The following is a 12,543-nucleotide window of genomic DNA, read 5'->3' as shown; positions in this document are numbered from 1 at the left end:
AACATGGCCCGTCACATCGTCGCCCGCACGTCAGATATCCCGCCCGGCGGCAACAAGGTCTTCGGCGTCGACGGCCGCGACATCGTCGTGTTCCACGTCAACGGCGAATTCTTTGCGCTGCTCAATCGCTGCCCGCATGAGGGAGCGCCGCTGGAAAAGGCCGCCTGCGTCGCGCGGCTGACCTCGCCGGAGCCCGGAATCTACCAGCGCTCGCGCGTTGGCGAACTTCTGCGCTGCCCGTGGCACGGCTGGGAATTCGACATGCGCAACGGCCAATCGTTTTTCGATCCGAAGCGCGTAAAGGTCCGCTCCTATCCGGTTGCGGTCGAGAGCGGCGAGGAATTGCAGAAGGGGCCTTATGTGGCCGAGACCTTTCCGGTGCACGTCGAAGACAGCTACGTCATCATCGAGACGTAGTGCGTCCATCCTGCTGGCGCTGATGATGCGACGGTGTTGCAGATTTAATCTGATTCCGAATGTCGCGGCGAAAGCGGCTGCGCGGAGCGTGTTGCGTCCGCCCCGTGAACTGCGATCACGCCTTTTGACCGCGCAGAAATTCCGCTCGTGCCTGATCATCAAACTTAAGCCCGACAACGTGCTTAAGCTGCAATCCATTCGATCCCCGCGTTGCACTCTTGTCTGTCGCAAACGTGAATAGCAAGCGGCTTCCGTAGAAGTACGGGACAACGCGATTTTGACGCAGCGTCGATCTTCACCGCCCGATAACTAATGCCACTGATAGTTGTGAACGTTTAATCCGGAAAGTGTTTAGTCGGATTATTTGTCGGAAGAATAATTATGGACGAATGACATGTTCCGCGTTCTTACCTGTCTTACTGGTGAGCACGACTGGCGGTTGGTCTTGCTCGCCGGGCTTGTTTGTTTCGTCTCCAGCGTTGTTGCCGTCAATATTTTTCATCGTGCGATCGCGTCGCAGGCGAGGACGCGCCTCATCTGGATTGCGATTGCAGGTGCCGCGATCGGGTATGGGATCTGGGCGACGCACTTCATCGCCATGCTTGCCTATGAGCCCGGCGTTTCGACCGGATATGGCATCGCTCTGACGGCTCTGTCGCTCACCATGGCGATGTTGTTGACTTCCACCGGTCTTGGCTTTGCTGCAAGTGATCCCGGTCGATGGCGTGCGCCCATTGGCGGCGGGATCATTGGTGCAGGCATTGCCAGCATGCACTATCTTGGCATGTGGGCCCTCGAAGTGCCCGGCCGCGTGACCTGGTCGTTGGACCTTGTGTTGGCTTCCGTCGTTCTCGGGATGATGTTCGGTTATGCCGCGCTCGCGGTCGCGGTACGCCATACTGGTAGATGGGTAACATTTGCGGCCGCGCTTTTGCTGACGCTTGCAATTGTCTCGCATCATTTCACCGCAATGGGCGCGGTGGGGATCGTTCCCGATCCGACGCGGGGGCCTGACACCTCGTCTCTTTCCCCCGGCTTCCTCGCTTTGGCGATAGCCGGCGTGGCTTTATCGGTGCTTGGCATGAGCCTGATCGGCGTGCTGGCGGATCGCCGCCTTGCCAACCGGACCCGCAGGTTTGAAGAAATCATCAGCGAGCTTTCGCGTGCTCGACAGCAGGTCGAGGGCTCCCAGAGAGAACTGCAGGAGCAAAAACTCAGGCTGGATACGGCCATCAACAACATGGGCGACGGCCTTTGCATGTTCGATGCGGAAAAACGACTTGTCGTCTGCAATGACCGTTACGCCAGCATGTATCGGCTGCCGCCGGAACTGTTGAGGCCGGGGACATCTCATCGCGAGATCATCACGCATCGTATTGCGAGCGGTATCCTCAAGGCTGTAACCAGCGATAACGCCGTGAAGCAGGTGATTTCGACGTTGGCGGCGCTGCCAACCGACGCAGCTTCGAGCCGGATCGACGAGTTGGCGGATGGCAGATTGATCCGGGTTACCCGGCAGCCGATGGCTGGCGGCGGCTGGGTCGCGACGCATCTCGACGTTACCGAGCAACACAGGTCTGAAGCCAAGATCACCCATATGGCCCAGCATGACGCGCTGACGGATCTGCCGAATCGCCTATTGCTCAGGGAGCGGTTGGAGCACGACCTTGCAATCACGGTTCGGGGAGGGCCCGACCTGGCGGTACTGATGCTCGATCTCGATCGCTTCAAGGAGATCAATGACACGCTTGGACATCCGACAGGCGACGCCCTGCTGCAAGCCGTAGCCGGGCGTTTGCGTGGCTGTGTCAGAGAAACGACGTTCATCGCACGCCTGGGCGGCGATGAGTTTGCCGTCATCGAATACGTGACAAATCCGGCTGCCGAAGCCGCGGCACTCGCCGATAGAATTCTGGTGGCGCTTTGCGAGCCCTTCGATCTTGGCGACCACCAGGTGACAACCGGAACAAGCATCGGCATTGCCATCGCGCCGGGCGATGGCAACAATTCCGAAAAGATATTGAAGAGCGCGGATCTCGCTCTCTACTCCGCCAAAAACGGCGGACGAGGGACATGCCGTTTCTTCGAGCCCGAGCTGGACCAGTTCATGCACGCCCGGCGCAACCTCGAACGGGATATGCGCAGCGCACTCGTTAATGGTGAGTTCGAACTCCACTACCAGCCATTCGTCGACGTCAAGAGCGGCGAAATTTGCGGCTTTGAGGCGCTGTTGCGCTGGCGTCATCCCCAGCGCGGGTTGGTCATGCCGGCGGAATTTATTCCGCTTGCAGAAGAAACGGGTTTGATCGTGCCGATCGGAGAATGGGTATTGCGAACGGCCTGTGACGAGGCGGCAAAATGGCCCGCCAATCTCAAGATAGCTGTAAATCTGTCACCTGCTCAGTTCAGAAGCAAAAAGTTGGTTCCCGTCGTTCTCGACGCCCTCGCAACCGCGGGACTTACGCCACAACGACTTGAGCTCGAGGTAACCGAAACGGCCATTATGGATGATAGCGAAGCGGTATTCGCTGCTGTGGGACAGCTGCGCCAACTGGGCGCGCGCATTGCCCTGGACGACTTCGGCACCGGCTATTCATCCCTGAGCTTTCTCCAAAAGTTCGCATTCGACAAGATCAAGATCGATCGCAGCTTCGTCAGTGAATTATCAGGTGCAAATGAAGAGGCGCGCCTGTTCGCGCGTGCCGTGGTTCGATTTGCCGTCAGCCTCGGCAAGACAACGACGGCCGAAGGGGTGGAAACGAAGGAACAGCTGGATATCTTGCGCGAAGAGGTATGCGCCGAGATGCAAGGCTATTACGTCAGTCGACCGATACCCGGCCCCGAAGTGGCGCGAATGCTGCAGGGATTGGTCCGGACAGATGCAAACGCTCCCAGGCGGCGCGCTCAAAGAAAGTTGATGGCGGCCGCGAGAGCCTGACAGCTACTTCGTCTTCGAGGGCTCGGTCAGCCCATCGACCATGGCGCCCACGATGACCGCAATCTCCTTGCGCAAGGCGTCGACCGGCACGGCGATCAATTTCTGCTCGAGGCCGAGCAGCACCATGCCGTGAACGGCGGAGAAAAGACTGCGCGCCGTCACGCCCAGTTCGGCCGGCGTTCGCTCTGGAAAGAGGTCGGCGAGCGGCTGGTAGATATGGCGAAACAGATTCATCTGTTCGCTGATCGCCCATTCCGGAACGGGCTTGCCCGGCGCCATCCTGTGTTCGAACAGCGCGCGCCACAGTTCGAGATTTTCAGCGGCGAAGTCGCAATAGGCCACCGCAATGCGAACGAGTGTTTCCTGCGGTAAGGCCGGGCCATTGCTTTCTGCGGCGGTGAGGGAAGCATCCAGCCGCGCAAGCGTCCGCGATCCCACCCGCAGGATCAGCTCATCCATATCGTCGACGAGATTATAGACCGCGCCGTTGGCGACGCCGATTTCCCGCGCCAGCTCCCGCGTCTTCAGGCCGGTCAATCCGCCCACCGACATGCTTTTCTCAGCTGTCTGGATCAGGGATTCTCGAAGTTTTGCTCGTCTTTCCAGTGCCTTAGACATTATCTACCAATTTCTTGAGCGATGCTCAAAATAGTTCTTGAGCAACGCTCACGTTGGTGCTACAGCTAATTCATGAGCAACGCTCATAACACAGGGAGCTACCAATGTTCAAAACTGTTTTGACGCTCTTCCGGGGCAGCGTGGCTGCCGCGGGGGAAGAACTGGAAGACCGCTCGGCCCTTCTTATTCTCGACCAGCAGATGCGCGACGCGGCCGCGGCCGTCGAACGTTCCAAGCGCACGCTGGCGCTGGCGATCGCAGGCGACCAGCAGGAAGGCCGCCGGCTCGACGCCACCAACGCCCGGATCGCCGACCTCGAAGTCCGCGCCACTGCCGCGCTCGATGGCGGCCGGGAAGACCTCGCCCGCGAGGCGGCGCAGTCGATCGCCAACCTCGAGGCCGACCGCGATGCTGCGATGACCGCGCGAACCCTGTTCGCGTCCGAAATCACGCGCATGAAGCGGCAGGTCGCCAGTGCCGAGGCGCGGATCACCGAACTCGATCGCGGCCGTCGCATCGCCCGCGCGTCGGAAGCAGTTCGCGCACTGCGCCGGGGCGGTGTCGAAGCCGCGCGTCCCTACGAATCCACGCTGCCGGAAGCGGAGAACACGCTGAAGCGCCTGCGCGAACGGCAGATCGAGGCCCAGGCCGCCGCCGACGCCCTGATCGAACTCGATGCCGCCAGCGGACCGCAGGCGACCGCCGAGAAACTCGCCGAACAGGGCTTTGGCCCACGACTGAAATCAACCGCGGACGACGTGCTCGCGCGGCTGAACGCCAAACGCACGCAAGCTGCCTGAAACTGAACTTGATCGATTTAACCCATATCAACAGGAGATTGTCATGAACCAGAACGTCCAACCCCACAGCGGTGCCTGGGTTACCTTTACTTACGTTTCGTTTTCCGCCTCGGCCTTCATGGTCGCCGTCGGCGTGTTCTTCCTGCCGCTCGATCTCTGGATCAAGGGCTACCTGGCGATGGGCATCGTCATGCTCGTCCAGTCCTGCGTCACCCTGACCAAGACCGTGCGCGACATGCATGAGAGCGGCAAGATGGTGAACCGCATCGAAGACGCCAAGGCCGAACGGCTGCTGATGGAAGTTTCCAAAGCTGCCTGATTTCAAGGCTGCCTGATTTCCAAGGCCGCGTAACCTGTGACGCGGTGCTGGCGAAGGCGGGCGGTGGGTGCCTCGGCATCCGCCGTCCGTCGGCGGCCATAGCTACAGATTCGCTGGCCGGCATGATTCAGAAATCCCTGCGGTCCGGCTTCACGTCGGAAGACTCAAAGGAAGGATCGACTTCAATGAAACGAACCGTGATGTTTCTTCTGCTGGGCCCTCGCTTGTCGCGCTTGCGGTGTGGATGGTTGCTGTTGCCATCGCGGGGCGGATCGACGACGCATTCGTTGCACTATGCACAACAGCGTCCTTTCTGCTTACCTTGCCTGTATCGGCGATCGCGGGGCTCGTGGACGGATATCTTGCACCGACCTTGCCGGCGCTCTTGAGGGCGCCTCTGACCGCAGCTGTCGGCGCGGCTTTGGCCAGCGGCCTGTTTCTCACCTTGTTCACCATGATGTTCTCAAGGCCAGTGCCGCCAGAGGTCATGAATGGCGCGTTCTGCGCCGGCCTTTTCCTGTTGCTGCCGATGGGCGTGTGCTCGCTGTTGTCGAATGAGATCGACCGGCAACGGCATTCGATTGAACCGGCCTGCGCGTGAAGAACCGATGTGCGGACCGCGTAACCTTTGACGCGCGGCGCCGGCGAGCGCGGACGGCGGATGTCTCAGCATCCGCCGTTTGCTTGACACAGCAAATCAAAAGGAATGCCCATGCCGTTTGAAGCCTTCCTCAAATCAGGGGTAGTCCAGCGCATCCGAAGATCAAGCTGATTGGCATCCGCCATTCTCTGTCATGAATCATTTGGCGTCGCCGCTAAATGCGTCGTTTACCCTGCCGCAACCTAAAGGTGCTCTACTCATAGCTCGTTAACTGGCGCGGGCGCAGAAATGCCGGGCGGATCAGGTTGCGGCGCGGCTTCGCGAAGCGCATGCTGCCCGTCTGAGACCGATATTTCATCGCATGATCTCATTTGCAGGATGGCGCCATGAATCAGAATATCCAGCATCACAGTAACGCCTGGGTCACCTTTACCTACGCTTCGTTCGGCACCTCGGCCTTCCTGGTCGCGATCGGCGTCTACTTTCTCCCCGTCGACCTGTGGATCAAGGGCTACCTTGCGATGGGCATCGTGATGCTCGTTCAGTCCTGCGTCACCCTGACCAAGACCGTGCGCGACGTGCATGAGAGCAGCCGCTTTGTGAACCGCATCGAGGATGCCAAGGCCGAACGGCTGCTGATGGAAGTTTCCAAGGGCTCGTAGTTTCCAGGTCCTCGTAGTTTCCAAGGCTTCCTAGTTTCCAAGGCTTCGTAGTTTCCAAGGCTTCGTGACTTCAAGGCTTCATCATTTCCAAGGCCGCGTAACCTGTGACGCGGTGCTGGCGAAGGCAGGCGGCGGATGCTTCGGGCATCCGCCGTTTTCCTGTCTGGCTGTGATGTTTGACGTCGCCAATACATCGTTTACCCTCCTGCCACCGTAACGTGTCGCACTCATGGCTCCTTAACGGGCCCGGCGCACAAATCCGGACCGAGTGCGGGCAAGTGGCATGGCGTTTATCTCGAGCGGCAATTCGGCGATCCGTCGTGCTTTGGGGCAGGTTCGCTCCGCGGCCGGACGTTTGGGCGGCTATGGCGTGTTCTGGCTGAAGGCGCTGCGCCAGCCGACCATCGATCTCACCATTCGCACCCATGCCGGGCTGATCACGCGCATCGTCGAAACTCCCGGCCTGTCGCTTTCCGAGGCCGAACTCGGCGAACTGGTCGCGCAACTGCGCGTCGTGGCCGCCAAAACGCTGCCTGAGGAAAGCCTCACCTACGGCATTTTCTCCGGCGACCGCGAACGGCTGTCACGGGCCATTGTCACGCTGATCTCCGAGGAAGCGACCGGGCGGCCGATCGCCTTCAATGCGCTGTCAGTGATGGAGGTCGAACTCGATGGGGAACCTGCGGAGGTCACCCATCTCGGTCTGGTTATGGTCGATCCCGACGAGCGGGGGCGGGGGCTGTCCTGGGTCCTCTATGGCCTGACGGCGCTCGTTCTCTTCGCCCGTGACGGGCTGCGTCCGAAATGGATTTCGAACGTCACCCAGGTGCCGTCGGTCGTCGGCATGGTCAGCCAGACCTTTTCGGATGTCTTTCCGTCGCCGCATCCGGACGCACGCCAGAGCTTTGCCCATCTCCAACTCGCGCGCGGCATCATGTCCCGTCATCGCGCCGTGTTCGGCGTGGGCGAGGAAGCCGGCTTCGATGAAGTCAGATTCGTCATCACCAATGCCTATACCGGCGGATCGGACGCGCTGAAGAAGACCTTCGAAGCCGCGCCAAAACATCGCGACGAGCAGTACAACGCGTTTTGCGCCCGCGAGCTGGACTACGCCAGGGGCGACGATGTCCTGCAGCTCGGCCGCATCGACCTTGCCGGAGCGCGCCGTTATCTGTTGAGCGAAGTGCCCTCCGGTTCGCTGCCGGCGCTGCTTGGTACCGGCACCGCGCTGGCCCTGCAGCGGCTGGTGCTTCCCGCCGTTCACTGGATGGACGATACGCGGCCCTTCGGCGTCTTGCGGCCGCGGACATCCGGAAATGGGGGCGGCCCATGACGCCGGGGATGATCGCCGATTCCATCGTCAACCTGTGCGGCGCGATCGGCCTTGGCGTCGCCATGGCCACGCTCTACCGGCGTGATCCCAGGAGCCCGCTGACCCGGCGCCTGCTGGTGGCGCTTGGCATCATCGCATTGCTGTTCCTGGTACGCGGGACGGCGTGGTGGAGCGGCAGCGGGGTGCTCGACAACCTGTCGATGATTCCGGCGGCGCTGATTCCGCTCGGCGCCTTGATCGTGACCGAAGGTATCCTGCGGCGTCATGCCCCGCGCCCGGCCAAGATCGCTATTCTGACCGGCGGCATCGCACTCGGTCTCGCCGGCGCCGTCGGATCGGAGCGCTTTGCGGCGCCCTTTGCCATCTTGCTTGTGCTTTTCCAGCTTGGCAGCTTTGCAATCTGCGCCTGGCTGCTGGCGAGGCGCGACCGGACCAAGCTGATGGCGTCCGAGAATCGCAGTATCGGTCGCCTCGCCGTCGGCGCCGTCCTCGTCATTCCCTTCATCGTCACCGATTTCAGGGTGCTGATGCCGGATATCCCGGTCAGGCTCGGGGCATTGGGGGCACTGCTGGTCGTCACCGCGATCCTGATCGCGGAACGCGGCGCGGAGACGCAGCGTCAGGCGCTTCTGATGACGGCGCTGCGGCTCTCGAGTTCGGCGCTTCTCGGTATTGCCGCGGCGTTTGTCGCGCCGGAGGTCGATGCGGCGCAAATCATGCGATTTTGCGCGATTGCGATCGCCGGCGTTCTCACCATCGGCTTGATGGTGGACGCGCTGCGCGCGCATTTTGAATCGCAAGTGCCCGGCGTCCTCAATTCCGTCGCGGCGTCGCCGGCCAGAACGCGCGACGCGCTGATCGCGGAACTCGCGCGTCACCCGATCTTCGAGAGCGCCCGGCGCTATCGCGAGAGCGAACTTCTGAGCTACGATCCGCCACTGCTGCGCGATTTTCTGTCGGTCCGGCGGGTGTTACGCCGCCCCGACGCGCCGTGGGGCCTGTCATTGTCCGATCCCGCCGTCGAGCGCGTCGTGTCGCTGCTGGCGGCCAACAGCGCGACGCATCTCATCGTCCTGTCGCACGATCCGATCGACGTCATCGCGTTGGCGGTTCCCGTGATTTCGGCCGATCCGGCCACGGAAACGGCGCTGGCCCTGGTGCGCCGCCTGCTGGCGCTGACGCCGGAGACCATCTGACATTCCGTCACGCAAATTTTCTTGCCCGGCTTACGAAATGCATCGTGACTGTGATAAGACCGCCGCCGTAACGGTTCATGACGGGACAGGCCGATGTCGAAACAAGCGATGCGCGAGGAGGCCGAGCGCCTGATCCGCGAGACGATGGAAAAGAAGGCCCTCGTCGTCAAGCAGGGCAACACCCGGATCGAAGCCGTCTGCGGCAAATGCGGCGCGCCGAACCGTGTCCAGGCGGAAAAGGGTGCAACCCGCGTCAAATACGTCTGCAAGCAATGCGGCGACAAGCAGGTGACGCTGTAGGGATTCGCGGTTTGTAGGGTGGGCAAAGCGAAGCGTGCCCACCATTCCTTGCGGAGTGCGTGATGGTGGGCACGGCGCAAGCGCGCCTTTGCCCACCCTACGAACTGTGCTCGCGGTGACCGCCCGCTCATTCCCCCTTCACAAACCTCGCAAACGCATCCGCGTAGTCCGGATGCCAGCGCGACAGCGCGGGGCGATTTTCCACGATATCGCCGGCAGCCCACAGCATGCGCCGTTCGTCGAGCGGCCGTGGCACGTCATTGTCCGGGCAGAGAATATAGAAATCGCCGGCATCGATGCGCGCGACCATGAAATCGACCGTCTGCTCGGCCGTCCAGGCACCGGGCGGCTTCTCGGTGCGGCCGCGCGCGGTGAGCGCGGTGAAGACGTGACCGGGGATCATCAGATGCGCGCTGATCCTGCAGCCCGGTATGTTCCGCAATTCGTGCTGCAGCGCCTCCGTCTGCGCTTTCACGCCGGCCTTCGAGACGTTGTAGGCGGGATTGCCGGGCGGCGTCGTGATGCCCTGCTTGGAACCGGTGTTGATGATGAGACCGGGCCGCCCGCGTTCAACCATGTGAGGTGCAAAAGCCTGCGTGCCGTGAATGACGCCCCACAGGTTCACGGCGAGGATACGCTGCCAGTTCTCCAGCGGACCAAGGCTGGTGCTGTCGGGACCGATGCCGGCATTGTTCATCAGGATGTCGGTGCCGCCGAACCGCTTTTGCACCGCGGCTTCCAGGCCGGCTACGTCGTCGAAGCGGCTGACATCGGCGGCCGCGGTCATGATATCGGCAGCGCCGCCCTTCGCGACCGACGCCAGTGTGGCGGCAGCCTCGGCGAGCCGGTCAGCCCCGATATCTGCGATGCAGACCTTCATGCCGATGGCGGCGAAGCGTGTGGCGGCGGCAAGCCCGATGCCGGACGCGCCTCCGGTGATCACGGCAACATTGTTCGGCGACATGGCGGGATGGGGCATGCAAAGTTTCCTGGACTGCTTGGGGAGGGGCGACCTCAGCGCGTCCAGTTATCGCATACTTTCCGCCTCTTATCAGCCCGCGCGTTTCTTCGCCCGGCCGATATCGGATCGCAATGCCTGCAACTCCTTGCGCGCCGCGCTTGTCGCGGTGCGCTCGATCTTGCGGTAACGCGCGACCAGCGAGCGGCCGAACGGCGTCAGTACGGCGCCGCCGCCGTTCTTGCCGCCGGTCTGCCGCTCCACGGCGGCCTGACGGCAGATGCGGTTGATCTCGTCGACCAGATCCCAGGCCCGCTTGTAGGACATTTCCATGGCGCGGCCGGCGGCGGAAATCGAACCGCTTCGATGGATCGTTTCGAGCAACTCGATCTTGCCGGGACCGATACGCCCCCCGGCGTCGATATCGATGCGGACGCTGAGCGAAGGATGGGGCTTGCCGTTCGGTTTTTGCATGGAAGATGTGCTCACTCGCTTCGAGGCTACACGTTGCGTCCCAAACCTTTTACGAACAAGCTGAAGCGGTTACATATCCGTATCAACACGGGGTTCTGGAATAGACATGAATTATCCATCGCTGTTTTCGCCACTCAAGGTCGGCCCCTATCAGCTCAATCATCGTCTCGCGTTGGCGCCGTTGACACGGATGCGGGCGGCAAAACCCTCGCTCGCCCCGCGGCTGTTGAACGCCGAGTATTACGCGCAGCGCGCGACGCCGGGCGGGTTGCTGATCGCCGAAGCCTCGCCGGTGACGGAAACGGGCTTCGGCAGCCCCGGCGTGCCCGGCATCTATACCGAGCAGCAGATCGCGGGCTGGCGCGAAGTGGTCGACGCCGTTCACGCCAGGGGCGGAATCATTTTTCTGCAGCTCTGGCATGTCGGACGCGTCTCGCATTCCTCGTTCCAGCCGGGCGGTGTGTTGCCGGTGGCGCCATCGGCGGTGCCGATCGCTGACCTGAGAACAGCGACCGCGGACGGCAAGGCGGTACCTTATGAGACACCGCGCGCCCTTGAGACGTCGGAAATCCCTCTGGTGGTCGACGCCTACCGGCAGGCGGCGAAGAATGCGCTTGCGGCCGGCTTCGACGGTGTCGAGGTGCACGGCGCCAATGGCTATCTGATCGAGCAGTTCCTGCAGTCGCACACCAATTTTCGCACCGACCAATATGGCGGCTCGATTCCGAACCGCGTGCGCTTCCTGATGGAAGTCACGCAGGCGGTGGTGGACGTGTGGGGCGCGGATCGCGTCGGCGTGCGGCTGTCGCCCTATGGCGTCGCCAATGGCAGCGGCGAGCCGGACCCGATGCCGCTCTACACGTATGCTGTTGAGCAACTCAATCCGCTTGGCCTCGCCTACCTGCATTTCATCGAGCCGCGCTCCTCCGGAGCCGGCCGCGCCGAGGTCAATCATCAGAATGTCCCTTCGGCGATGGTTCTGTTTCGTCCGATCTGGAAGGGCGTTCTGATCGCTGCCGGCGGCTTCACCGGCGAGACCGCGAATGCCGCGATCCGGGATGGCCATGCCGACGCGGTCGCGTTCGGCCGCATCTTCATTTCCAATCCGGACCTGCCGCGCCGCCTGCAACGCGGTTTTCCGCTGACGCCCTACAACCGCGCGACGTTCTATGGCGGCGACGTGGCGGGCTATACGGATTATCCGGAGCATAACGAACTGGAGCAGGCGTAAATAGATCGTAGCCCGGATGAGCGAAGCGAGATCCGGGGCCGGTATCAACAGCGTTCCCGGATGTCGCTTTCGCTCATCCGGGCTACAAGGGCTCGATCATGTTTCCGGAAGAGGAATTCGAGAAGAAGAAAACCAAGGCCGTTGCGCTCGGCAAGCCCGCCGCCGGCCAATGCCTGTGCGGCAAGGTCGCCTTCGAGATCGACGTGCCGGCGCGCTGGGCCTGGCACGATCATTCGCCGTCGAGCCGCCGCGCGCACGGCGCGGCGTATGCGACCTACATCGGAAGCTGGCGCAAGCGTTTTCGTATCACCAGGGGCGAGGCCAGCCTCACGCGCTACGAGGATAAGGCGACCAAAACCGTACGCAGCTTCTGCTCGCACTGCGGCACGCCGATCGCCTATGAGCGTCCGCGCTCGCCGCACATGGTCAACATCCCCCGCGCGCTGTTTTCGGGCCGCACCGGGCGGCAACCGTTCTATCACATCGCGATCGAGGAATTGCAGGAGTGGGCCTACACCGGCGAACCGCTGGTGCCGTTGAAGGGATATCCCGGCGTGGTCTGGCAGCGCTCGAAAAAGAAGAAGCGTGCCGATCGTGAGGGGATGGTCTAGAGCATGATCCGGAAAAGTGTGGAGCGGTTTTCCGAAAAGATCATGCTCAAACAAGGAGCCAAAGCGCGATGACGATTCAACCCAA

Annotated in this window: 14 protein-coding genes; 11 read left to right on the top strand and 3 right to left on the bottom strand. The window is 62.0% G+C overall.

All coding sequences use genetic code 11. The features are described 5' to 3' along the window. Positions 1-3: 3 nt before the first annotated feature. Both IVB05_RS38145 and IVB05_RS38140 read left to right on the top strand, forming a co-directional pair. Positions 4-417: a Rieske (2Fe-2S) protein gene (locus tag IVB05_RS38145; RefSeq protein ID WP_247781246.1), complete on the top strand. Its 414-nt coding sequence runs from the start codon at positions 4-6 to the stop codon at positions 415-417. 394 nt (positions 418-811) lie between these two features. Beyond that, entirely contained in the window at positions 812-3,355 is a 2,544-nt protein-coding gene (locus IVB05_RS38140; protein WP_247781245.1) for an EAL domain-containing protein, read from the top strand. Between the two features lie 3 nt (positions 3,356-3,358). Here the strand turns inward: IVB05_RS38140 and IVB05_RS38135 are convergent, their stop codons facing one another. After that, the gene (locus IVB05_RS38135; protein ID WP_247781244.1) at positions 3,359-3,973 is read right to left on the bottom strand and encodes a TetR-like C-terminal domain-containing protein; all 615 of its coding nucleotides are present in this window, start codon (positions 3,971-3,973) and stop codon (positions 3,359-3,361) included. A gap of 104 nt (positions 3,974-4,077) precedes the next feature. On the opposite strand from IVB05_RS38135, the gene IVB05_RS38130 reads away from it, so the two are divergent. The 7 genes from IVB05_RS38130 (at position 4,078) to IVB05_RS38100 (ending at position 9,184) form a co-directional block, all read left to right on the top strand. After that, positions 4,078-4,773, top strand: coding sequence for a PspA/IM30 family protein (locus tag IVB05_RS38130; RefSeq protein ID WP_247781243.1), 696 nt, complete (start codon positions 4,078-4,080; stop codon positions 4,771-4,773). A gap of 43 nt (positions 4,774-4,816) precedes the next feature. Continuing rightward, positions 4,817-5,092, top strand: a complete 276-nt coding sequence (locus tag IVB05_RS38125) for a YiaA/YiaB family inner membrane protein (RefSeq protein WP_247781242.1) — start codon at positions 4,817-4,819, stop codon at positions 5,090-5,092. 67 nt (positions 5,093-5,159) lie between these two features. Continuing rightward, positions 5,160-5,693 carry a hypothetical protein gene (locus IVB05_RS38120; RefSeq protein WP_247781241.1) on the top strand — a complete coding sequence of 178 codons (534 nt, stop codon included), beginning with the start codon at positions 5,160-5,162 and terminating at the stop codon, positions 5,691-5,693. A 386-nt stretch (positions 5,694-6,079) separates the two neighbouring features. Then, the gene (locus IVB05_RS38115; protein ID WP_247781240.1) at positions 6,080-6,355 is read left to right on the top strand and encodes a YiaA/YiaB family inner membrane protein; all 276 of its coding nucleotides are present in this window, start codon (positions 6,080-6,082) and stop codon (positions 6,353-6,355) included. Positions 6,356-6,638: 283 nt separating this feature from the next. Next, positions 6,639-7,688: a hypothetical protein gene (locus IVB05_RS38110; protein ID WP_247781239.1), complete on the top strand. Its 1,050-nt coding sequence runs from the start codon at positions 6,639-6,641 to the stop codon at positions 7,686-7,688. Beyond that, on the top strand, positions 7,685-8,884 hold the full coding sequence (locus IVB05_RS38105; RefSeq protein ID WP_247781238.1) for a hypothetical protein: 1,200 nt from the start codon (positions 7,685-7,687) through the stop codon (positions 8,882-8,884). Before IVB05_RS38110 ends, IVB05_RS38105 begins: the two co-directional genes overlap by 4 nt. A gap of 93 nt (positions 8,885-8,977) precedes the next feature. Next, the gene (locus IVB05_RS38100; protein WP_108519872.1) at positions 8,978-9,184 is read left to right on the top strand and encodes a hypothetical protein; all 207 of its coding nucleotides are present in this window, start codon (positions 8,978-8,980) and stop codon (positions 9,182-9,184) included. A 127-nt stretch (positions 9,185-9,311) separates the two neighbouring features. On the opposite strand, the gene IVB05_RS38095 is transcribed toward IVB05_RS38100, so the two are convergent. Both IVB05_RS38095 and IVB05_RS38090 read right to left on the bottom strand, forming a co-directional pair. Then, positions 9,312-10,163: an SDR family NAD(P)-dependent oxidoreductase gene (locus IVB05_RS38095; protein ID WP_247781237.1), complete on the bottom strand. Its 852-nt coding sequence runs from the start codon at positions 10,161-10,163 to the stop codon at positions 9,312-9,314. Positions 10,164-10,235: 72 nt separating this feature from the next. Continuing rightward, positions 10,236-10,616, bottom strand: a complete 381-nt coding sequence (locus tag IVB05_RS38090) for a winged helix-turn-helix domain-containing protein (protein WP_247517611.1) — start codon at positions 10,614-10,616, stop codon at positions 10,236-10,238. A 106-nt stretch (positions 10,617-10,722) separates the two neighbouring features. On the opposite strand from IVB05_RS38090, the gene IVB05_RS38085 reads away from it, so the two are divergent. Then, positions 10,723-11,847, top strand: coding sequence for an alkene reductase (locus tag IVB05_RS38085; RefSeq protein ID WP_247781236.1), 1,125 nt, complete (start codon positions 10,723-10,725; stop codon positions 11,845-11,847). 98 nt (positions 11,848-11,945) lie between these two features. After that, the gene (locus IVB05_RS38080) at positions 11,946-12,458 is read left to right on the top strand and encodes a GFA family protein (protein WP_247781235.1); all 513 of its coding nucleotides are present in this window, start codon (positions 11,946-11,948) and stop codon (positions 12,456-12,458) included. Positions 12,459-12,543: the final 85 nt, after the last annotated feature.

Origin of the sequence: Bradyrhizobium sp. 170 (assembly GCF_023101085.1) — a bacterium.
GTDB lineage: Bacteria > Pseudomonadota > Alphaproteobacteria > Rhizobiales > Xanthobacteraceae > Bradyrhizobium.
Note: the sequence above shows the minus strand (reverse complement) of the source record. Positions and strands in the feature narration are given on the sequence as shown.